We start from the raw sequence: 22,432 nt of genomic DNA on the forward strand, positions 1-22,432 counted from the left end.
CAGGGCAGGCCCGGTCTGCCCACCCAGACAAAAACAATAAAGGCGGGTTTTTTATGAGTCATTCAGACAGCGCGGCGACCAGGCCGCACGACAAGGCTTCGAAAGTCTCTTTTGCTTCGATGGTCGGCTCGGCGGTCGAAAGCTACGACTTCTTCATCTACGGCACGGCGGCGGCCGGCTGGTTCGGCTCGGTGTTCTTCCACACCACCGAGCCGATCGTCGGCATTCTTGCGGCCTTCGCCACCATGGCCGTGGGCTTTTTCATGCGCCCGCTGGGTGGCTACCTGGCAGGTCACTATGGTGACCGTATCGGACGCAAGTCGGTGCTGCTGTGGTCGTTGCTGCTGATGGGCGGCGCGACGGTGCTGATCGGCGCGCTCCCGACTTATGAGCAGGCCGGGGTGATCGCCCCGATCCTGTTGATTCTATTGCGCATGATCCAGGGCATCGGCTTTGGCGCCGAGTGGGGCGGGGCGGTGTTGATGGCCTGCGAGCATGCTCCGCCGCATCGGCGCGGCTTCTTCGGTGCTGTGCCGCAGATCGGCATCCCGTTGGGGCTGCTGATGGCCAATGGCGCGTTCCTGCTGTCGGCCGCGTACCTGGAAGGCGACTGGATCTGGCGGGCACCGTTCCTGGCCTCGGTAGCGATGGTCGGTGTCGGCCTGTGGATTCGCATGGGCGTCAGCGAGTCGCCCGAGTTTGAAAAAATGAAGGCCGAGAACACCCTGATCAAGCAGCCGGCCCTGACCGTGATCCGCAATGACTGGCGCAAGATCCTGCAGATCGTTGGCCTGCGCCTGGCCGAAACCGGCGGCTATTACCTGGCAACCAGCTTCATGCTCTCGTATGTGTTGCTGGCGGGTGTGGCGACCCGGGAAAACGTGCTGTGGGGCACCCTGATCGGTTCGGCCCTGGGGCTGGGCAGCCACTTGTATTTCGGTGCTCTGAGTGACCGGATCGGGCGCAAGAAGGTGTTCCTGATCGGCTCACTGTTCACCATCGCCTTCGGTATCCCGTTGTTCCTGTTGATCAACACCGGTGTGGTGGCACTGATTGTAGTGGCGGTGGCGCTGTCCTTGCTGCTCAGCCATGACCCGATCTTTGCCGTGGAAGCCAGCTGGTTTACCGAGCAGTTCCCGCCCAATGTGCGCTCTTCCGGTATCTCGCTGGGGTATAACGGCGCCTCGCTGGTGGCCGGTGCCTTGCCCTTCATCGCCACCGGCCTGTTCGCGATGGTCGGCTGGATCGGGCCGGCCTTGTTGTTCAGCGCCCTGGGGGTGATCTCGACCGCCTGTGCCTTGCGCATGCCCGAGACGGCGCCAGCGGTGGTGGGCCAGGATCTGGTTCAGCCAGGCCTGGCGACATCGCCCCGCTGACCGTTACACGCCAGGTCCTGCCTGTGCGGACCTGGCGCGCCATGAGCCTTGCAAGCCTGATACTCTGCCGGCAACGTGCGTCATGCCTACAGCGATGCACGTCATGAATGTTCGTGACCAAAATTATAATCGGTCACTTGTTGCCCTTTCACGATTGCCGGTAAGCTGCACACCATGAGCCAGACAGTCCCTTCCTCCGTTCCCGCACGCGGCCCGGTCGATCATGACGTTCGCGATCAGATCGTTGCCGCCGCCACCGAGCACTTCAGCCTGTATGGCTATGAAAAGACCACCGTGTCGGAATTGGCCCGGTCCATCGATTTTTCCAAGGCCTATATCTACAAGTTCTTCGAGTCCAAGCAGGCCATCGGCGAGATGATCTGCGCCCGCTGCCTGAGCGAGATCGAGGCCGAGGTGAGGGCCGCGGTCGAGCAGGCCCATACGCCGCCGGAGAAACTGCGGCGCCTGTTCGCCTCGATCGTGCAGGCCAGCCTCAAGCTGTTCTCCCAGGAGCGCAAGCTGTACGAAATCGCCACATCGGCAGCCACCGAGCGCTGGCCGGCAGCGATGGCCTACGAGGCACGGATTCGTGACCTGCTCAAGGACATCCTGCTTGCTGGCCGCCAGAGCGGCGATTTCGAGCGCAAGACGCCGCTGGATGAACTGGTCATGGCGATCTACCTGGTGATCAGGCCTTACCTCAATCCGTTGCTGTTGCAGCATGGTTTCGACTACATCGAGCACGCCCCGGCGCAGCTGTCGAGCCTGGTGCTGCGCAGTCTGTCACCCTGAAATGACGCGTTAGTGACTATTGACTAAATTGGTCACTAGACCCAAAGTGAGCGCCATCATCATTTTGGGCAGGACCGATCATGGCCGGGCGTCGCTTGTTTTCACTGTTTGTTCTCGGCGTCTTGCCGCTGGTGCTGGTCGGCTGCAGCGAGCAGACCCCGCCGGATGCGCGCACTGATGCACCGCTGGTGCGGGTCGTGACGGTCGAGCCGGCCACGTCGGCACCGCGTGCCTTTACCGGTATCGTCGCGGCGCGGGTGCAGAGTGACCTGGGCTTTCGGGTGGCCGGCAAGGTGCTGGAGCGACGGGTCGATACCGGGCAGCGGGTGCAGCGCGGCCAGGTGTTGATGCGCATCGACCCTTCGGACCTGCAACTGGCCGCCCAGGCACAACGCCAGGCGGTCACGGCCGCGCAGGCGCGGGCGCGGCAAACCACAGACGATGAACTTCGCTACCGCACCTTGCGCAGCAGCGGTGCGGTGTCGGCGTCCACCTACGATCAGGCAAGGGCTGCGGCCGATGCGGCCAAGGCTGACCTCAGCGCCGCCCAGGCGCAGGCCCAGGTGGCCTTCAATGCCACCGGTTACGCCCAGTTGCTGGCCGATGCCGACGGCGTGGTCATGGACACGCCGGTCGAACCTGGGCAGGTGGTCAGTGCCGGGCAGGTGGTGGTCCGCGTGGCCCATGCCGGTCCCCGTGAAGCGGTGATCCAGCTGCCGGAAACCCTGCGCCCGGCGCTCGGCTCCAGTGCCCAGGCCGTATTGTTCGGTAAACCGGGCGTCAGCGTGACGACTCGACTGCGGCAATTGTCGGACGTTGCCGAGCGCCAGACCCGTACCTTTGAAGCGCGTTATGTCCTGGAAGGTGAGCTGGCCGACGCGCCGCTGGGCACCACCATCACCGTAAACATTCCGGCAGCGGCCGCCGAGCCGGGGTCGCAGGTGCCGATCGGCGCACTGCACGACGCCGGCAAAGGGCCGGGGGTGTGGGTTATCCAGGGCGAGCCGGCCACGGTTCGCTGGCAGCCGGTCACGGTGGCGCACCTCGACGATGAAGGCGCGCGGGTGACCGGTGCGCTCAAGCCGGGTGAGCGCATTGTTGCGCTGGGGGCGCACCTGCTGCGCGAGGGGCAGTCGGTGCGGGTGGCGGCACCTGTGCAAGCCACGACCGTGGCCGGAGCGCAGCCATGAGCGAGGGACGGTTCAACCTGTCGGCGCTGGCGGTGCGGGAGCGCTCGATCACGCTGTTTTTTATCCTGCTGATCTCCCTGGCCGGGCTGCTCGCGTTCTTCAAGCTGGGCGGGCCGAGGACCCGGCCTTCACCGTCAAGGTGATGACGGTCATCACCGCCTGGCCCGGTGCGACAGCCGAGGAGATGCAGGACCAGGTTGCCGAAAAATTGGAAAAGCGCCTGCAGGAGCTGCGCTGGTATGAGCGGGCCGAGACTTACACCCGGCCGGGCCTGGCGTTCACCACCCTGACCTTGCTCGACAGCACGCCGCCGGCCGAGGTGCCGGATGAGTTTTACCAGGCGCGCAAAAAGATCAGTGACGAAGCGGCGAACCTGCCGCAAGGCGTGATCGGGCCGATGGTCAACGATGAGTACGCCGACGTCACCTTCGCGCTGTTCGCGCTCAAGGCCAAGGGTGAGGCCCAGCGCCTGCTGGTGCGCGATGCCGAGCGGCTGCGTCAGCAATTGCTGCACGTGCCGGGGGTCAAGAAGGTCAACATTGTCGGCGAGCAGCCCGAGCGCATCTTCATCGAGTTTTCCCATGAGCGCCTGGCCACGCTCGGCATCGGCCCGCAAGAAGTGTTTGCCGCGCTCAATGACCAGAATGCCCTGACGGCCGCCGGTTCCGTGGAAACCCGTGGGCCGCAGGTGTTCATTCGCCTGGACGGAGCGTTCGATCAACTGCAGAAGATCGGTGACACGCCCATCGTGGCCCAGGGCCGCACGCTAAAGCTTTCGGATGTTGCCAGCGTCAAGCGCGGCTATGAAGACCCGGCGACGTTCATGATCCGCAACGGCGGCGAGCCGGCCCTGCTGCTGGGCATCGTCATGCGCGACGGCTGGAACGGCCTGGACCTGGGCCAGGCGCTGGACCATGAAGTGGGCGCGATCAACGCAGCGCTGCCGCTGGGCCTGAGCCTGACCAAGGTCACCGACCAGGCAGTCAATATCGACTCGGCGGTCGGCGAGTTCATGGTCAAGTTCTTTGTCGCGCTGCTGGTGGTCATGCTGGTGTGCTTCATCAGCATGGGCTGGCGCGTCGGGGTCGTGGTCGCCGCTGCCGTGCCCCTGACCCTGGCGCTGGTCTTTGTGGTGATGGCGGCCACCGGCAAGAATTTCGACCGCATCACGCTGGGTTCGCTGATCCTGGCACTGGGCCTGCTGGTGGACGATGCCATCATTGCCATCGAGATGATGGTGGTGAAGATGGAGGAGGGCTACAGCCGTATCAAGGCCTCGGCCTATGCCTGGAGCCACACGGCCGCGCCGATGCTGTCGGGCACCCTGGTGACGGCGGTGGGCTTCATGCCCAACGGCTTTGCCCGCTCTACGGCCGGTGAGTACACCAGCAACATGTTCTGGATCGTGGGCATTGCCCTGATCGCTTCGTGGCTGGTGGCGGTGCTGTTCACGCCGTACCTGGGCGTGCGCATGCTGCCGGACCTCAAGCCGGTCGAAGGCGGCCACCAGGCCCTGTATGACACGCCGCGCTTCAATCGTTTTCGGCGCGTGCTGGGCCGTGTGATTGCCCTCAAGGGGTGGGTCGCGGCGGCGGTCGTGGGGCTGTTCGTGGCCGCTGTGCTGGGCATGGGCATGGTCAAGAAGCAGTTCTTTCCCATCTCTGATCGCCCCGAGGTGCTGGTCGAGGTGCAGATGCCCTATGGCACCTCGATCGCACAGACCAGCGCCGCCTCAAGCGCCGTCGAAGCCTGGCTGGCCACGCAAGCGGAGGCGCAGATCGTCACGGCCTACATCGGCCAGGGGGCGCCGCGTTTCTACATGGCCATGGGACCCGAATTGCCCGACCCCTCGTTTGCCAAGATCGTGGTGCGTACTGGCAACGAGCACGAGCGCGAAGCCTTGAAGCACCGTTTGCGCAGGGCCATCGCCGATGGCCTGGCCGGTGAGGCGCAGGTGCGAGTGACCCAACTGGTGTTCGGCCCTTATTCGCCGTTCCCGGTGGCCTACCGGGTCAGCGGCCCTGACCCGGACCGGCTGCGTGAAATCGCCGCTTCGGTGCAGAAGATCATGGACGCCAGCCCGATGATGCGCACGGTCAACAGCGACTGGGGCAGTCGCGTGCCGACCTTGCATTTCACCTTGCAGCAGGACCGCTTGCAGGCCGTGGGGCTCAGTTCCAGCAGCGTCGCGCAGCAGTTGCAGTTCTTGCTCAACGGTGTGCCGATCACCGCCGTGCGCGAAGACATCCGCACCGTGCAAGTGATGGCCCGCTCCACGGGCGAGGGGCGTTTTGACCCGGCCAGGATCATGGACTTCACTCTGGCCGGCAGCAACGGCCAGCGCATTGCGCTGGCGCAGATCGGCGAGGTTGATGTGCGCATGGAAGAGCCGATCATGCGCCGGCGCGACCGGGTGCCGACCATGACCGTGCGTGGCGATATTGCCGAAGGCCTGCAGCCACCGGATGTGTCCAAGGCCATCACCGGCCAGTTGCAGCCGATCATCGACCACCTGCCAGCCGGTTATCGCATCGTCGAGGCCGGTGCCATCGAGGAGTCGGGCAAGGCGATGGCGGCGATGCTGCCGCTGTTCCCGATCATGCTGGCGCTGACCCTGATCATCCTGATCCTGCAGGTGCGCTCGATGTCGGCGATGATCATGGTGTTCCTGACCAGCCCGCTGGGGCTGATCGGTGTGGTGCCGACCCTGTTGCTGTTCCAGCAACCGTTCGGCATCAATGCGCTGGTGGGGCTGATTGCGCTGTCGGGCATCCTGATGCGCAACACGCTGATCCTGATCGGTCAGATTCACCAGAACGAACAGGCCGGTCTGGCGCCCTTCGATGCGGTGGTCGAGGCCACGGTGCAGCGTGCCCGCCCGGTGATCCTCACGGCGCTGGCGGCGATCCTGGCCTTTATCCCGCTGACGCACTCGGTATTCTGGGGCACACTGGCCTACACCTTGATCGGCGGCACTCTGGCCGGTACGGTATTGACCCTGGTGTTCCTGCCGGCGATGTATGCGATCTGGTTCCGGATCCGACCGCCGCAGGGCACGCAGCCCCCTGCAAACACAGGACATCTGTAGGAGCGCGCTTGCCCGCGACCGAGTGCGTAGCGCTCGCAAAATCTCCAAATCGCCGAAAATCTGCAGCGAATGACCGAAAAATTTGTGAAACGCTGAAATTTTACGACTGCTAACGCACTCGGTCGCGGGCAAGCGCGCTCCTACACGGGGGGTGTTTTCAGTCGGGCGCATCTGTCCGGTCCTCAGGAAGTGGAGCAATGACAATCAATGGACATTCGATTCTGCGGTAACAACACTTCAGGCAACCCCGCCGAGGGTATTTGCGACGAGTACCGCCTGAGCGCGATCGAACGCTTCGATGAACTGCTCGACGCTTGGCGCAAGCTGGGCGCCGAGCACCCCGGGCATCATATTTTGCTGTCGCTCGACGACCCCGGCCAGGCGCGCTACACCTCGGGCCATGTGCGCAATAACCTGTACCTGGACGAGGTGAAGCCACAAGACCTGGTGGGGCTGCCGGCCGAGTGCTTCGAAAAGGGTGAGCACATCGGCTACCTGACCACCAAGGCTGAATTCCCCATCTGCCTGCGCAACTTCATGGCCTTGGTAGCCGACGTGTCGTTTGCCGATGCCTGCGCGTTCGGCCTGACCCTCAGTGACGAGTCCTTGCAGGAATGGATCGACTATCAGGCGCAGCCCTTGTCGTTGCTGGACCAACCGCTGTTAGCCCTGGTGGTGCCAGTCGAACACGCCAGCCAGGCGCTGGCGGCTTTTCCCAACGGTTATTTCGAACCGGATCTTGGGCCTGCGCATAACCATGCGGTGGCGCAGCGGTTTTTTCTTCAGCACGGGTATGCGCTGTTGGGGGTGGGGGCATCCTACCTTGGCTTTGTGCGTGCAGAGCCGGCCAGTCCGGCCGTGGCCCAGGCGCTGGCCGAAGACCTGTGTGCGTTGTACAACACCGACGAAGCCCAGCGTCCGGCGCGCCTGGCGGCGTTTGCCGGGGCCATTATCGGTTGCTGCCACCTGTGGCTACGCTATACCGAATAGACCACGCCCTGACGGGGGCCTGAGAGGCCGGCCAGAACTTTTTTCAGGAGCTGCAATATGTCGACTTCACTGCGACGACCCGACCCCGCACCGCTGCTGGCACCCGGCGAAACCGTGGTGCTGTTCGACGGGGTGTGCAAATTGTGCAACGGCTGGGCGAAATTCCTGATTCGTCATGACCGCCACCGGCGCATCCGCCTGGCCACTGTGCAATCCCCCGAAGGCCAGGCGCTGCTGGCCTGGGCCGGCTTGCCGATGGACCGCTTCGATACGATGGCGGTGATTCGCGACCGGCACTACTGGGTACGCTCGGACGCGTTTCTCGAAGTGGTCCACCAGCTTCCTGCGGCCTGGCCCTGGCTGGGCCTGCTGCGGGTCTTTCCACGGGCCGTGCGGGACTGGTGCTACGACCGCGTGGCGTTCAATCGCTACCGGATTTTCGGTCGCTACGACCAGTGCCTGTTGCCGACACCGGACCATGAGCAACGCTTTCTCAAGGCCCGATAGCGTTTCCACCGCCATCAATCGTGATGTTCGGCACCGACGAAGGTCAGCGAGGTGAACAGGCCACGCTTGGTGTAGTCGGCGTTGCCCTTGACCGGCACGCTGGTCTGCGCGGCGATCACGTTCAGGCCTTCATTGCGCACCACCACGGTGGCGCGGCCGTCGGCGTCGGTCTCGGTGCTGACGTCTTCCGGTGCGCTGCGGTAATCGCCCATCAGCTTGATGCCGGCGGCCGGCTTGCCGTCGAGCAGCACTTGCACAGGCAGGGCCTTGCCGACGCCGACTTCCAGCGGGTCGGCCTGCGGCACGATGACCAGCTTCAGGTGATCCAGCGCCGGCAGCTTCACGCCATGTTCATAGATGGCCAGGCTGTACTTGCGGGTCTGGATCGACTCGCCGCCACCGGTGACCTTGCTGCGTGGTTCGTTGAGCCACTTGTTTTCCGGGTTGCGGGTCCAGATGCCCAGGTCCAGTTCGGCAGCCACCGCTGCGGCAGGGCTGGCAGGCTTGAGGCGGGCGTGGTCGGCCAGGCGCTCGATGCTGACCTCAATCGGCTTGCCGGCCTGATCCCAGGCCCAGCCGCCGGTGACCTTTTCCGGCTTGTAGGCGGTGTCTTCGGCACCTTCGCCGAACACCACTTCGATATGGCCACGCCGCTGCTCGGTCCACAGGCCATGGGCACTGGCCTGGGTGGCGAACAACGTGGTAGCGAGCAGGCTCAAGGCCAGGAAGGAGGGATTGATGCGCATGGTCGATCCTTGTAGATCAGAGGAGAAGGGCGGTTCAGAGCGCTTGTGATCCGGCTTGCAAACGCTACTGATAATGCCTCTCATTTATCCTGATGTGCGGATGATGGCACAACCTTTCTTTTGTCGGGGTTGTAACAGTTTTATACAGGGTATGTAGGCGCGCGCTTGCCCGCGACCGAGTGCGTAGCGCTCGCAAAATCTCGGAAACGCTGAAAATTTACGACTGCTAACGCAGCCGGTCGCGGGCAAGCGCGCTCCTACCGGGCACCAAGTCAGTCGTGGTGTTCGGCACCCACGAAGGTCAGGGAGGTAAACAGCCCGCGTGCTTCGATGTCGGCGTTGTCCTTGACCGGCAGGGTGACTTCGGCGGCGATGATGTTCAGGCCTTCGTTACGCACCACCACCGTGGCGCGACCTTCGGCATCGGTCTCGGCGCTGACCTTGTCCGGCTCGCTGCGGTAGTCGCCGAACAGCTTGATGCCGGCGGCCGGCTTGCCGTCGATCAGCACTTGCACCGGCAGCGGCTTGCCCGGCCCGACTTCGAGCGGGTCGACCTGCGGCACGATGACCATCTTCAGTTTGTCCAGCGCCGGCAGTTTGGCTTCGTGCTCGTAGATCGCCAGGCTGTACTTGAAGGTGTGGATCGACTCGGTGCCGCCCGGCACCTTGCTGCGGCCCTCATTGATCCACTTCTTGTCGGTGTTGCGTGTCCACATGCCGTTGTCCAGCGCCACGGCCATCACGGCTACCGGCTTGATCGGCTTGAGGCGCGCATGGTCGTCCAGGCGCTCGACGGTGACCGGTATCGACTTGCCGGCCGCGTCGTAGCCCCAGGCGCCGCTGACTTTCTGCGCCTTGAAGGCGTTGTCTTCGGGGCCGTGGCCGTAGACCACTTCGATGTTGCCACGACGTTGCTCGGTCCACAGGCCGTGGGCGCTGGCCTGGCCGGCCAGCAGGGCCGCGCCGATGATGCTGAGGCTCAGCAGAGTAGGGGTAATGCGCATGTTGGATCCTTTATTGTTGTGTTTCAGAGGTTCAGGGTGAGGCTGACGGTGAAGTTACGAGGTTCGCCGGGTGCAATCCAGTAATTGCTGTAGGATCGATCGTAATACTTCTCATCAAGGATATTATTTAGATTCAGGCCCACCGTGACGTTGTCGGTGGCCTTGTAATGGGCCAGCAGGTCGACGGTGTGGTAGGCCGGCAATTCAAAACCGGTGCCTGCCTCGCCGGAGCGGTCGCCGACATAGGTGAAGGCCGCGCCCACGTCCGATCCGCGCAGCCGGCCTTCCTGGAATTCATACACGCCCAGCACGCTACCACTGCGCCTGGCCACGCCCAGGATACGGCTGCCTGTGGGGATGGTGCGGTCGCCCTTGGTCACTTCGGCGTCGATGTACGCCAGGGCACCGATCACCCGAAAGGCGTCGCTCAGTTGGCCGCTCACTTGCAGGTCCAGACCCTGGCTGCGGGCTTCGCCGATGGCGCGGCTGGTGTCGGTGCCCGGGTCCAGGGCCAGGACGTTTTCCTTCTCGATATGGAAGGCCGCCAACGTGGCGCTCAGGCGTTCATCGAACAGCTCGGCCTTGATGCCGGCTTCATAGCCGATGCCTTCTTCAGGGTCGAAGCCTTTGCCGGCCGCATCCAGCCCGTTATTGGGCTTGAACGACGTCGAGGCGTTGGCGAACAGGCCCACCTGATCGGTGAGCTGGTAAAGAAGGCCGGCGCGCTGGGTAAAGGCGTCATGGCGCTGGGTCTGGCGGCTGTTGCCGGCGTAGTTATCGATCTGCTGGTCGAAGTGCTCGTAGCGTGCGCCGATCATGCCGCGCAGCTTGTCGGTGAAGATGATCTGGTCCTGCAGGTTCAGCGCCCGACTCTCGACGTGCTCGAAAAAGTCGGTGCCCGAACGGGCGCCGGCTGGCTTGGCCTGGCCGTACACCGGGTTATAGATATCAATGGCATAGGCGCTGCCGGCAAGGGTCGTGACGCGCTCGTTCTTGCGGTAGTTCTCGTACTCGGTGCCGATCAGCACTTCATGTTGCAGGCCTGCGGTGTCGAAGAAACCACGCAGCTCCAGTTGGGTGATGCTGTCATGCCAGTTCGTGTCGCGCTCGCGGTAGCGGCGGTTGACGGTGCGGCCGTCGGCATTGAGCGGGCGGGACTCGCTGGCAAAACCGGACAGCTCGCCCTGCTTGTAATGGCTGGCCAGGCGCAGTGACCAGGTGTCGTTGAATTTGTGGTCCAGCGCGGCCTGGATCAGGTTGTTGTCGTTGTCGATCTTGTCGTCGGGCTCGCCCAGGAAGGTCGAGCGCGAGACGCTGCCCAGGCGGTTGTTGGGGGCGACGATGCCGCGGTCGAAAATCGAATCGTGGCGCACGAACTCGGTCTGCACCAGCAAGGTGGTGTCCGGGGACATTTCCCAGCGCAGCGACGGCGCCACAAAGACCCGGTGGCTTTCGACGTGATCACGAAAGCTGTGGTTGTCTTCCACCGCCAGGTTGACCCGCGAAAGCACTTTGCCGTCGGCATCCAGCGGCGTGTTGACGTCCAGGGCGGTGCGGTAGCGATCCCAGCTGCCGGCGCTGGTCTGCAGCGTGGTAAAGGCTTCAGGCTGCGGCTGCTTGGTGACGATATTGACCGTACCGCCCGGATCACCGCGACCGTACAGGCTGGCGGCCGGCCCCTTGAGCACTTCGATGCGCTCGACGTTGGCCGCATCCGGGGTGGCCGGGTAGCCGCGGTTGGCGCTGAAGCCGTCCTTGTAGAACTCCGAGGTGGTAAAGCCGCGAATGCTGTATTCGTACAGCGTCAGGCCGCCGAAATTGTTCTGCTTCGACACCCCGCCGGCGTAATCAAGCGCACGTTCCACCTGGCTGGTGCCCAGGTCCTTGAGCACCGACGCCGGGACCACGCTGATCGACTGCGGGATGTCCTTGATCGCCGTGTCGGTCTTGGTCGCGGTGGCCGAACGGGTCGCCCTATAGCCGCGTACCGGGCTGCTGGCGGTCTCGAAATCCTGATCGGCGGTGACGGTCACGGTATCGAGTTCGATAGGGGCGGCCGGATCGGCGGCATAAAGCGGTGCGCCAAGGACGCTCAGGGCGAAACCGGCCAGGGATGCGATTTTGCGGGACGACATGGGAGGTGATCCTGATAGTGATGGTTACAATATAACATCACTATCGGGAATTGTTGCTATCTGCATGCGCACACACGGAAAGCGCGCTCCGGTCCGTGTACGCTCAGTACACCAAGGCCACCTCGACCCCGACGGGGGCGGCGTATTCGGCCATGCGCCGGCGTGACAGCTCGAAATGCGCGCGGACGATTTCGGCAGCGGCGTCAGGGTCGCGGCGCTCGATGGCTTCGATCATCTGGTCGTGCTGGTCACAGGCCAGTTCCAGGTCGCGTTGCATGTCGCCGGTGGTGGGGTGGCGGTAGAACGTCTTGCCCAGGCGGGCATGGTCGATCAGCAGCCGGCGCAGGCTGGGCATGAGGTAATCGTTGTGCGCCATCTTGCCGATTTCCAGATGGAACTGATCGTTGTAGATGATGCGCTTCTCGACATCGCGATCGACCAGGGCCTGGCGAAAGTTGCGCTGAATGGCCTTGAGCCCTTCGATTTCCGCCGCGCTGGCGTGCAGGGCCGCCAACTGCGTGGTGGCGATGTAGATCAGCGGGGCCGACAGGAAAAAGCTGTGCAGCGACTCATGGCTCATCGAGGCCACGCGCGGAGCGCGGTTGGCTTCAAGCTCGATATAACCTTCGGCCGCGACCTGGCGCAGCAGCTCACGCACCGGTGGGCGTGACAGGCCGAATTCGTCACACAGGGCCAACTCGTCGACAACCGCACCGGGGGCCAGTTCCATGCTCAGGATGCGCCGGCGCAGGGTGTCACCCAATACCGCCTTGCGGTCCAGTGAGGCATCGGTAGCAGAGTGTTCCATCTCGGGCTGCGCCTTCGGTTTCAAGGCAGTCTTTATGCGGGTCATGAGCTCTTGTCTACATTGTGTATAACGAAATAGTGGGATGTGCCGGACATCCTGTCTACAGGTATTTGTGCCCCACCGCCCCTGAGTGCGCAAGCCACGTCTTGGATACAAGACCTGAAATCGGCAAAAACGGTTTTGGCACCTGATAAAAACGACCCACCCCATGTCTGTTTGCGACAACATGTGCGCACTTATTCGTTATGTAAGTTATTGAAATAAAAGAATTAAATTATTCTATTTTGTATTTATATTGAATTTTATTGGTATACACAAAGAATACATTTCCATTGACCGGTCTTCGAGCGCATGCGAGTCTCGATTCATCGGCCACGGGCCACCCGCCTGCTGGCACCTGATTCCAATACAACAAGAGCAGACGGCGACCTCTTTCGAGGCGGCCGATTCAACAACAGGACTTGCTGCAAAAAAGTCCAGACAACAGATGTCTATCAGGGGATCCACCATGAAACGTTTATGGCAAGCGCTTTGTGCAATGACCATCGTCGGCGTGACGGCAGCACCGGTTCAGGCTGAAGAAAAAACCATCAACATGGGTACCATCTCGTACGAGGACGTGACCCCGATCACCGGCATTACCAAGAAGGTGCTCGAAGACTCCGGATACACCGTCAAGGTCACGACCTTTTCGGAGTGGGGCATTGCCTACGCGGCCTTGAGCAAGGGCGACATCCAGATCCTGGCGTCGCAGATCGACTACGTTGCCCAGGACTACTGGAACAAGAACAAGAACCGCCTGGAAAAAATCTCACCGGTTTCCCATGGCCTGTACCAGGGCGTGGCTGTTCCACAGTATGTGCCCGTTGATTCTCTGGAACAGCTCAACGACAACGCCGAGAAGTTCAATAACCGCATCGTGGGCATCGAGCCGGGCTCTGGCCTGATGAACGAAGCCAGCCAGGCGGTCAAGGACTACGGCATCAAGCTGAACCTGGTTGAAGGCAGCAGCGCGGCGATGAGCGCTGCGCTCAAGTCGGCGGTCGATCGCAAGGAATGGGTGGCCGTAACCGTCTGGGAACCGTCCTGGATGGCGCAGAAATACGAGCTCAAATTCCTCAAGGATCCCAAGGGTATCTTCGCGCCACCGCAAAGCTACTACTGGATCGGTCGCAAGGGCTTCTCGGCCGAGAACCCGCAGGCGCGTGAAACCCTGGCCGGCATCTATGTGCCGCTGCCGGTGATCACCTCGATCAACGGTGAAGTCAAGGACGGCAAGACCATGGACCAGGCCGTCAAGGACTGGACCGACAAGAATGCCGACCTGATCAAGCGTTGGGAAAACATCAAGAAGTACTGACTTGCGCGCTGCGCCTTACCTGCCTCTGCCGAACTCGCTATCAATAAATAGACCAGAAGCTTCTGGTTCGACGGGTGTGACATGAAAACAGTAAAAAATGACACTGATGAATTGTTGGTCAGCTGTCAGTCGGTATGGAAAGTATTTGGTGAAAATGCCGATGCGGCCATGCAGGCTTATATCGATCGGGGCTTGAGCAAGCAACAGATCCTGCAGGACTTTGGCTGCGTCGTGGGTGTGTCCGATGTGAACATGCAACTGCGCCGTGGCGAGATCTTCTGCATCATGGGCTTGTCCGGCAGCGGCAAGTCCACCCTGATTCGCATGCTCAACAAGCTGATCGCACCCACCGCCGGACAGATTCTGGTCAAGGGCAAGGACCTGGCCAGGCTCAGTGGCGCCGAGCTGCGCGACATCCGTGCCCGGCACATCGGCATGGTGTTCCAGAGCGTGGCCTTGCTGGCGCATCGCACGGTGCTGGAAAACGCCGCGTTCGGCCTGGAGGTGCGTGGTGTCGCCAAGGCCGAACGGCACAAGGTGGCTGAGCAGGCACTGGCCAAGGTTGGCCTGACCGACTGGCTGCAGCGCTTTCCGTCCGAGCTGTCGGGCGGCATGCAGCAGCGCGTCGGCCTGGCCCGGGCGATCACCTCCGACCCCGAGGTGATCCTCATGGACGAACCTTTCAGCGCCCTGGACCCGCTGATCCGTCGCCAGTTGCAGGACGAGTTCCGCGAGCTGACCAAGTCGCTGGGCAAGTCCGCTGTCTTTATTACCCATGACCTTGAAGAGGCGATCCGCATCGGTGACCGCATCGCGATCATGAAAGACGGCATGATCATTCAGGAAGGCACCGCCGAGGAAATCATCCTCAATCCGGCTGATGATTACGTGGCCGATTTTGTGGCGGGTATTTCGCGCCTGCACCTGGTCAAGGCCGAGTCGGTGATGACCCCTGTGCAAGCCTGGCGCGCCGCGCACCCGACGGTGGACATCGGCACCTTGCCGGTGGCCAGTGCCGAAGCCGACCTGGATGCGCTGATCAATCAGATGATCGGCTCCGGCCATGAGGCGCTGGCGGTGCAGCAGAACGGGGTTGTGCTGGGGGTGATTACTCAGCGCGACCTGTTGCGTGGGGTGCAAGGCACGCCCAATGCTCACCAGGCCGATGCACCGGGCACGGTGCTGGAGTCCACGCCATGAACCCTGTCGATTTTGCGTCTGCGTTCGACGCGCGCATTGATGCGGCCCTGGAGTGGGTGGCCGAGCACTGGTCGACGGCCTTCGATGCGCTCAATGACGGGCTCAAGGTCATTTACCAGTCGGTGTACTGGCTGCTGGCGGTGGCGCCTTTCTATGTCGTTGCGCTGTTGATCGGCGCACTGGCCTGGCGCATGACGGCCAGCTGGAAATTTGCCGTCGGGGCTGTTCTGGCGTTGACGTGCTGTGAGTTCATGGGCTTGTGGAATGAAACCATGAGCACCCTGGCGCTGGTCCTGACCGCCACCAGCCTGGCGCTGCTGGTCGGTGTGCCGGCGGGCGTGGCGGCTGGCCTGATGCCGGCGCTGGACCGGGTCACCGAGCCGGTGCTGGACCTGCTGCAGACCTTGCCGCCCTACATTTACCTGCTGCCGGCCATTGCGTTGCTCGGCTACGGCTCGGGCACCGCCCTGGTGGCGACCTTTATCGTTGCCGTGCCGCCGGTGCTCAGGCTGACTTCGCTGGGCATCCGCATGACGCCCAGACCCTTTATCGAGCTGGGTGAGTCCAGCGGCACCACCGGGGTGCAACTGTTCTTCAAGATCCGCCTGCCGTTTGCGCTGCCCAGCATCATGGCCGGCGTCAACCAGAGCCTGATGATGGCCTTCGGCATGGTCGTGATTGCCGGCATTGTCGGTTCCGGCGGGCTGGGCGAGGCAATCTACGGGGCGATCCGGACCCTGGACATCGCCCGCTCCATTGATGCGTCAATCGCCATCGTGGTGCTTACGCTGATTCTCGACCGTCTGGCGCAGAGCCTGACCCGCCACAGCGAAAAAGGAGGCCGGTCATGAGTCTCGCTGACCTGAAGTTCTCGCCGGGTCATTACCTGGCCCCGGCAGTCGATTGGCTCAACACTCACCTGCACCCGGTGTTCGCGGCCATCAGTCGGGTGATCGAATTCATTCTCGGCGGCTGCGAAGCGGCGTTGCTGGCGCTGCCGGCCTGGTTGCTGATAGGCATGGTGGTGCTGCTGGCGTACTTTTTCATCAACCTGCGCGCCGCGCTGGTGTCGGCCTTCATGCTGGGGTTCTGCCTGATCTCGGGATTGTGGTCGGCGTCGATGCAGACCATTGCGCTGGTGACAGTGTCGGTGCTGATCTCGGTGGCCATCGCTTTCCCGCTGGGCATCCTGGCTGCACGCTATAAGCGCATGGACGCGGCGGTCGGGCCGCTGCTCAATGTCATGCAGACCGTGCCGCCGTGGGTCTATCTGATTCCGGCCGTGATGATCTTCAGTCTGGGCAAGGTGCCAGCCATTATCGCCACCATCGTCTATGGCATTCCGCCGATGATGCGCCTGACCACCCTGGCCTTCAAACAGATCCCCAAGGACCTGCTGGAACTGGGGCAGGCCATGGGCGCGCCACCACGAGCGATCCTGTTCAAGATCGAGATTCCGGCGGCCACACCGACCCTGCTGGTGGGGCTCAACCAGTGCATCCTGTTGTCGCTGGCCATGGTGGTGCTGGCCGGGCTGGTGGGGGCGGGCGGTCTGGGCGCGGAAGTGACCCGCGGCCTGACCCGCATGGAAATGGGCCTTGGCCTGCGCGCGGGCCTGGCCATCGTGGCGGTGGCCTTGCTGCTTGATCGATTGTCGCGTGGCGCCTTGCAGCGAGGTACGACTATCAAGGCGCGCTGACCGATCCTGCGGGGTATGATGCCCCGCAGCGTATTGCCAACAAGAATGCCGGGTGACCGGGCCGCGTGTTCAGCGGTCCGGTTTTCTATTTGAACAACAATAAGCAATGCAGAGGCCGCGCTTGGTCGAGAGAAGACAGTTCAGTGGAGGCATGCAAGGGCAGAACCTCCGATACGTGGGCGAGAAGGGTGACGCGCCGCGCCAGGCCCGGGTCGGCTTTCTGCTGCTCGAGCATTTTTCCTTGCCGGCCTTTACCCAGGCCCTCGACCCCCTGGTGACCGCCAACCTGATTCGGGCCGGGGTGTTTGCCACCCGCACCTTCAGCCTGGATGGCGAGTCGGTCACCAGCGACCTGGGGCTGGTGATCTGCCCCAACTCGGCGCTGGAACCGCGCCATTTGCAGGACCTGGACCTGTTTGTGGTCTGCGCCGGCCTGCGCACGCCGTTGCGGGCCTCCCCGGCACTGACCCACTTGTTGCAAGCGGCTGCCGAGAAGGGCATCGCCCTGGCCGGCCTGTGGAGCGGAGCGTGGTTTCTCGGCCAGGCCGGCCTGCTGGACGGCTATAAATGCGCCGTGCACCCCGAGCACCGCGCGGCCCTGGCTGAAACCGCCCGGGAAAGCCAGGTCACCAGCGAAAGCTACATGGTCGACCGTGACCGCCTGACAGCGGCCAGCCCCACCGGGGCTTTCACCCTGGTCCTGGAGTGGATCAACACCTTGCACGGGCGCAGCCTGGTGGATGCCGTGGTCGATATCCTGGCCTTCGAGGAGTCGCGCTACCGCCGGGCACGACCGTCGCTGCATGAAAAGATGAGCGAGCCGTTGCGCGAAGCCATCAACCTGATGAGCGCCAATATCGAAGAACCCCTGAACCAGGATCAGCTATCAGCCTATGTCGGTCGCTCCAAGCGCCAGATCGAGCGCCTGTTCAAGGAACAGTTGGGCACCACGCCAGTGCGTTATTACCTGGAATTGCGCATTACCGAAAGCCGGCGCCTGCTGCAGCATTCGGACCTGCCGATCGTCGAGGTCGGGGTGGCCTGCGGCTTTGTCTCGCCCAGCCATTTCAGCAAGTGCTACACCTCGTTCTACGGCTACCCGCCATCACGCGAAGTGCGCTTTGGTTGCGTTAGCGGCCTGCGCCCGGGGCGGTTGCGCGGCCCCTCGTAACGCCTGGCTCACAGAAAATTGCGCTTTGGGTAGGAGCGCGCTTGCCGGAATGCCGGACCACCGCGACCGGCTGCGTTAGCAGTCGTAAAATTGTGGTGTTTCGCAGATTTTCAACGTGTTCACATCTGTAAGTCTGTGGCGTTTCGCAAATTTTGCGAGCGCTACGCACTCGGTCGCGGGACAAGCGCGCTCCTACGCGCCAAGCCATACGATAGGGTTCGCAAGCCGTGCGATAGGTAGGGTGGAAGGCAAAAAGGCCAGTCTGAGACTGGCCTTTTTGTGGTTCAGCAAACAACAGGACGAATTACTTGCCCTGCCAGCGCTTGAGTACCAGGGTCGCGTTGGTGCCGCCGAAGCCGAAGCTGTTGCTCATGACGGTGTCGATCTTGGCGTTCTCGCGGGTTTCGCGCAGGATCGGCAGGTCGGCCACGGCCGGGTCCAGTTCGTCGATGTTGGCGGAGCCGGCGATGAAGTTGCCTTCCATCATCAGCATGCAGTAGATCGCTTCGTGAACACCGGCAGCGCCCAGCGAGTGACCCGACAGGCTCTTGGTCGAGCTGATGGCCGGGGCCTTGTCGCCGAAGACTTCGCGCACGCCTTTCATTTCCGCGACGTCGCCGACCGGGGTCGAGGTGCCGTGGGTGTTCAGGTAGTCGATCGGGGTGTCGACGGTGGACAGCGCCTGCTGCATGCAGCGGATGGCACCTTCGCCGCTTGGCGCGACCATGTCGTAGCCATCGGAGGTCGCGCCGTAGCCGACGATCTCGGCGTAGATTTTCGCGCCGCGGGCCAGCGCGTGCTCCAGCTCCTCGACCACCACCATGCCGCCACCGCCGGCGATGACGAAGCCATCACGGTCGTTGTCGTAGGCGCGCGAAGCTTTTTCCGGGGTGTCGTTACGCTTGCTGGACAAGGCGCCCATCGCGTCGAACAGGAACGACTGGCTCCAGTGCTCCTCTTCACCGCCACCGGCGAACACGATGTCCTGCTTGCCCATCTGGATCTGCTCCAGCGCCGTGCCGATGCAGTGCGCGCTGGTGGCGCAGGCCGAGGCGATGGAATAGTTCAGGCCCTTGATCTTGAACGGGGTGGCCAGGCACGCCGACACCGTGCTGCTCATGGTGCGGGTCACGCGGTAAGGACCGACGCGCTTGACGCCTTTCTCGCGCAGGATGTCCAGCGCTTCCATCTGGTTCAGGGTCGAGGCGCCGCCGGAGCCGGCGATCAGGCCGGTGCGCGGGTTGGACACCTGCTCTTCGGTCAGGCCCGAGTCCTTGATGGCATCGGCCATTGCCAGGTAGGCGTAGGCGGCAGCGTGGCCAACGAAGCGGAAAATCTTGCGGTCGATCAGTTCTTCGAGGTTGAGGTCGATGGAGCCGGAAACCTGGCTGCGCAGACCCATTTCGGCATAGTCCGGGTTGAATCGGATGCCAGGGCGGCTAGCACGCAGGTTGGCGGAGACGGTCTCTTTGTCATTGCCCAGGCACGATACGATGCCCAGACCCGTGATAACGACGCGGCGCATGCGGGAACCCTTAGAAGTTTTCAGTAGAAGTGAACAGGCCGACGCGAAGACCTTCGGCGCTGTAGATTTCGCGACCATCGACGCTGACGGTGCCGTCGGCGATTGCCAGAACCAGCTTGCCGCGCATGGTGCGTTTGATATGGATATTGTAGGTGACCTTTTTCGCGGTCGGCAGCACCTGGCCGAAGAACTTCACTTCGCCCGATCCCAGTGCGCGGCCACGGCCGGGGTTACCCTGCCAGCCCAGATAGAAACCGACCAGCTGCCACATGGCATCCAGGCCCAGGCAGCCCGGCATGACCGGGTCGCCTTCGAAATGGCAGGCGAAAAACCACAGGTCAGGGTTGATATCCAGCTCGGCGACCAACTCACCCTTGCCGTACTTGCCGCCTTCTTCACTGATGTGAGTGATACGGTCGACCATCAGCATATTGGGGGCGGGCAGTTGCGCATTTCCTGGGCCGAACAGCTCGCCTCGACTGCAGCGCAGCAGGTCTTCCCGGGTAAAGGCGTGTTGTTTGGTCATGCGAGCTCCTCAAAATATTCTCTTGCGGCAATGGACCTGTCGATCCTTGCCAGTCCTGGCAGGCTGATTCGCCAGGACATTGTCCGGCAGCCTAGTCGTAGACTGTTGCGTTGTCATGAAAGTCACAGTGCAGGCAAAACGAATGTACACCTGTTCACTGAAATACGTTACTCAGCCAGCATTACCGGTCGAGCTGGCTGACAAGACTGCCGCAATTTAGCATTTATCGCCAGTCACGGATGCCTCAAAGGCCAGCCAGCGCTGCAAAACCTGCAGCAGTTGTGCATGTTTGAACGGCTTGGCCAGGTAATCGTTCATCCCCGCTTGCAGGCAGGCGTCACGGTCGCCCTGCAGCGCGTTGGCGGTCAGCGCAATGATCGGCACGCCTTCAAGCCCTTCGATCCTGCGAATGCGGCGTGTGGCCTCATAACCGTCCATGACCGGCAGCCTGCAGTCCATGAGAATCAGGGCATGATGCCCGGTACGCGCCTTGTCGACGGCCTCGGCGCCATCTACCGCGACCTCGACGGCCAGGCCCAGACTGCGCAGCATGGCCTTGACCACCGTGCGGTTGACCGGATTGTCCTCGACCAGCAGCACGCAGCGCGGGTTGTCGGTCTGTTCAATGTCGCCAGGAGCGGGCATGTCGGGCGGCGGGTGATGAACGGCGCGTCGCAACGGCAGGTTCAGGGTAAACACCGAACCTGTTCCTTCTTCGCTGTGCGCAGACAGGGTGCCGCCCATGCGCTCGGCCAGGGTCCGGGCAATCGGCAGGCCCAGTCCGGTGCCGCCATAACGCCGTGAAATGGAGCTGTCGGCCTGCTGGAAGGCATCGAACATCGATTCGAGGTGATCGACATGAATGCCGATGCCGCTGTCGTGCACGGTGCACATCAACTGCACCTGAACGTCATCGAGCGCGACCCAGCCGGCCTCGATCCTGACCCCGCCCACCTCGGTGAACTTCAGCGCATTGCCGATCAGGTTGACCAGAATCTGACGGATACGGGTCGGGTCGCCGATCACGTCCAGAGTATCCATGCCGTCGGCCAGGTGCAGGTGCAGGTCCAGGCCACGCAACTGGGCCATGGGATTGAAGGCGTGGGTCGAGGCCTGGATCAGTTCGGCCAGGTTGAAGGTAATGCCTTCGATCTGCAGGGCATCGCGCTCAATGCGCGAGAAGTCGAGAATGTCATTGATGACCTTGAGCAGGTGCTCGGTGGACTCGGTGGCCAGCGTGGCATATTCGGCCTGCTCGGTGGTCATGGTCGTGGTTTCCATCAATTGCAGCATGCCCAGGACACCGTTCATGGGCGTGCGCAGCTCGTGGCTCATCATGGCCAGAAAGTCCGACTTGGCCTTGTTGGCCTGTTCGGCCTGCTCGCGGGTCTGGATCAATTGCGCCATCGAGTGCTGCTGCTCGATGCTGGCCTGTTCCAGATTGGCCGCCAGATTGTTGATGTGCCGGGCCAGGGCGCCCAGGTCGGCATCGTCGGTGACCGGCAAGGGCGTGCGGTAATCGCCTTTCTGGATGGCTTTGAGCGCTTCGCCCATCTGGCTGATCGGCCGCGACAGGCTCAAGGCCAGGCCGCGGGCCAGCAGAAAGGTGAACAACAGCGCGGCCAGGGCCAGCAACCCGGCCTTGAGCAGGATGCCCTGCTGGCGCTGGCTGAAGGTGTCGCTGGACATGCCGACCAGCACGCGGCCCAGATAGCCCTCGCTGTTGGCCGCAAACAGGGGAATGGCCTGATTGCCGGCTGCCGGATGCGAGGCGGTGATCGGGGCCTGGAAGATTTCCAGCTGACGCTTGGGCTGGGTGTTCTCCGGGCTTTGCTCGACATAGGTCAACAGGCTGTTGCTGCTGTCCTGAATCTCGACGTATTGCACACTGGGCATCGACAGGGTGGCGCGCATCAACGCCTTGAGCGACTCTTCATCACTGTTGAGCACGCCACGCTCGGCAGCAGGCGCCAACTGGTTGGCGATCAGTTGCCCGGTGTGGTTGAGCTCTTCGCGCAGGTCCTGCAGGCGCACGAAGGTAAAGAAGCCGGTCAGCAGGACGGTCAGCAACAGGGCAGGGCCCAGGCTGATGATCTGGGTGCGGGTATGGATGTCCCAGGGGCGCAGGGTCATGCCCGGTACCTGGCAGACACGCGGACACATGCCTGAAAATCGATTGAAGCGTCCATGGGGGTGTGCGCGCGGCAGTCTCCTCTGCATACAGCCTGCAACGGCCGAAATGTCGCATTGCCAATGCCGTGGGGGCGCATGGTAACCAAGATCAAGCCGATTTTCATGGACTTGTGCATTGTCCG

Annotated in this window: 17 protein-coding genes and 1 pseudogene; 11 read left to right on the forward strand and 7 right to left on the reverse strand. The window is 62.7% G+C overall.

Going from position 1 to position 22,432, the window contains the following annotated elements:
• Nucleotides 1-53 precede the first annotated feature (53 nt).
• From DGA31_RS26750 to DGA31_RS26775, 6 genes and pseudogenes are all read left to right on the forward strand, one after another.
• Nucleotides 54-1,376 carry an MFS transporter gene (locus DGA31_RS26750; RefSeq protein ID WP_109514547.1) on the forward strand — a complete coding sequence of 441 codons (1,323 nt, stop codon included), beginning with the start codon at nucleotides 54-56 and terminating at the stop codon, nucleotides 1,374-1,376.
• Nucleotides 1,377-1,550: 174 nt separating this feature from the next.
• On the forward strand, nucleotides 1,551-2,168 hold the full coding sequence (locus DGA31_RS26755; RefSeq protein WP_109514548.1) for a TetR/AcrR family transcriptional regulator: 618 nt from the start codon (nucleotides 1,551-1,553) through the stop codon (nucleotides 2,166-2,168).
• 80 nt (nucleotides 2,169-2,248) lie between these two features.
• Complete coding sequence (locus DGA31_RS26760) at nucleotides 2,249-3,358, forward strand: efflux RND transporter periplasmic adaptor subunit (protein WP_109514549.1); 1,110 nt, start codon at nucleotides 2,249-2,251, stop codon at nucleotides 3,356-3,358.
• A pseudogene (locus tag DGA31_RS26765) lies at nucleotides 3,355-6,446 on the forward strand (efflux RND transporter permease subunit). Before DGA31_RS26760 ends, DGA31_RS26765 begins: the two are co-directional and overlap by 4 nt.
• A 207-nt stretch (nucleotides 6,447-6,653) precedes the next feature.
• A complete protein-coding gene (locus DGA31_RS26770) occupies nucleotides 6,654-7,436 on the forward strand; it encodes a hypothetical protein (RefSeq protein ID WP_056837238.1) in 783 nt (260 codons plus the stop codon).
• A gap of 57 nt (nucleotides 7,437-7,493) precedes the next feature.
• Entirely contained in the window at nucleotides 7,494-7,943 is a 450-nt protein-coding gene (locus DGA31_RS26775; RefSeq protein ID WP_109514550.1) for a thiol-disulfide oxidoreductase DCC family protein, read from the forward strand.
• A gap of 14 nt (nucleotides 7,944-7,957) precedes the next feature.
• On the opposite strand, the gene DGA31_RS26780 is transcribed toward DGA31_RS26775, so the two are convergent.
• From DGA31_RS26780 to DGA31_RS26795, 4 genes are all read right to left on the reverse strand, one after another.
• On the reverse strand, nucleotides 7,958-8,689 hold the full coding sequence (locus DGA31_RS26780) for a DUF4198 domain-containing protein (protein WP_109514551.1): 732 nt from the start codon (nucleotides 8,687-8,689) through the stop codon (nucleotides 7,958-7,960).
• Between the two features lie 272 nt (nucleotides 8,690-8,961).
• A complete protein-coding gene (locus DGA31_RS26785; RefSeq protein ID WP_109514552.1) occupies nucleotides 8,962-9,693 on the reverse strand; it encodes a DUF4198 domain-containing protein in 732 nt (243 codons plus the stop codon).
• Between the two features lie 23 nt (nucleotides 9,694-9,716).
• Nucleotides 9,717-11,828 (reverse strand): TonB-dependent siderophore receptor, encoded by a 2,112-nt coding sequence (locus DGA31_RS26790; protein WP_109514553.1) that lies wholly within the window; start codon nucleotides 11,826-11,828, stop codon nucleotides 9,717-9,719.
• Nucleotides 11,829-11,931: 103 nt separating this feature from the next.
• Nucleotides 11,932-12,681 carry a GntR family transcriptional regulator gene (locus DGA31_RS26795; protein WP_109514554.1) on the reverse strand — a complete coding sequence of 250 codons (750 nt, stop codon included), beginning with the start codon at nucleotides 12,679-12,681 and terminating at the stop codon, nucleotides 11,932-11,934.
• Between the two features lie 463 nt (nucleotides 12,682-13,144).
• On the opposite strand from DGA31_RS26795, the gene DGA31_RS26800 reads away from it, so the two are divergent.
• The 5 genes from DGA31_RS26800 to DGA31_RS26820 all read left to right on the forward strand — a co-directional run bounded on the left by DGA31_RS26800 (nucleotide 13,145) and on the right by DGA31_RS26820 (nucleotide 18,066).
• On the forward strand, nucleotides 13,145-13,996 hold the full coding sequence (locus DGA31_RS26800; protein WP_109514555.1) for a glycine betaine ABC transporter substrate-binding protein: 852 nt from the start codon (nucleotides 13,145-13,147) through the stop codon (nucleotides 13,994-13,996).
• Between the two features lie 81 nt (nucleotides 13,997-14,077).
• Nucleotides 14,078-15,196 carry a quaternary amine ABC transporter ATP-binding protein gene (locus DGA31_RS26805; RefSeq protein ID WP_109514556.1) on the forward strand — a complete coding sequence of 373 codons (1,119 nt, stop codon included), beginning with the start codon at nucleotides 14,078-14,080 and terminating at the stop codon, nucleotides 15,194-15,196.
• Complete coding sequence (locus DGA31_RS26810) at nucleotides 15,193-16,047, forward strand: ABC transporter permease (RefSeq protein ID WP_109514557.1); 855 nt, start codon at nucleotides 15,193-15,195, stop codon at nucleotides 16,045-16,047. The genes DGA31_RS26805 and DGA31_RS26810 overlap by 4 nt, the downstream gene beginning before the upstream one ends.
• Entirely contained in the window at nucleotides 16,044-16,895 is an 852-nt protein-coding gene (locus DGA31_RS26815; RefSeq protein ID WP_109514558.1) for an ABC transporter permease, read from the forward strand. The genes DGA31_RS26810 and DGA31_RS26815 overlap by 4 nt, the downstream gene beginning before the upstream one ends.
• A 106-nt stretch (nucleotides 16,896-17,001) precedes the next feature.
• Nucleotides 17,002-18,066: a GlxA family transcriptional regulator gene (locus DGA31_RS26820; RefSeq protein WP_109514559.1), complete on the forward strand. Its 1,065-nt coding sequence runs from the start codon at nucleotides 17,002-17,004 to the stop codon at nucleotides 18,064-18,066.
• Between the two features lie 304 nt (nucleotides 18,067-18,370).
• Here the strand turns inward: DGA31_RS26820 and fabB are convergent, their stop codons facing one another.
• The 3 genes from fabB to DGA31_RS26840 form a co-directional block, all read right to left on the reverse strand.
• Complete coding sequence (gene fabB, locus DGA31_RS26825) at nucleotides 18,371-19,591, reverse strand: beta-ketoacyl-ACP synthase I (protein ID WP_056837251.1); 1,221 nt, start codon at nucleotides 19,589-19,591, stop codon at nucleotides 18,371-18,373.
• A 10-nt stretch (nucleotides 19,592-19,601) separates the two neighbouring features.
• The gene (gene fabA, locus DGA31_RS26830; RefSeq protein ID WP_056837253.1) at nucleotides 19,602-20,117 is read right to left on the reverse strand and encodes a 3-hydroxyacyl-[acyl-carrier-protein] dehydratase FabA; all 516 of its coding nucleotides are present in this window, start codon (nucleotides 20,115-20,117) and stop codon (nucleotides 19,602-19,604) included.
• Between the two features lie 216 nt (nucleotides 20,118-20,333).
• On the reverse strand, nucleotides 20,334-22,250 hold the full coding sequence (locus tag DGA31_RS26840; protein ID WP_109514560.1) for a response regulator: 1,917 nt from the start codon (nucleotides 22,248-22,250) through the stop codon (nucleotides 20,334-20,336).
• Nucleotides 22,251-22,432: the final 182 nt, after the last annotated feature.

Origin of the sequence: Pseudomonas ovata (assembly GCF_003131185.1) — a bacterium.
GTDB classification, from domain to species: domain Bacteria; phylum Pseudomonadota; class Gammaproteobacteria; order Pseudomonadales; family Pseudomonadaceae; genus Aquipseudomonas; species Aquipseudomonas ovata.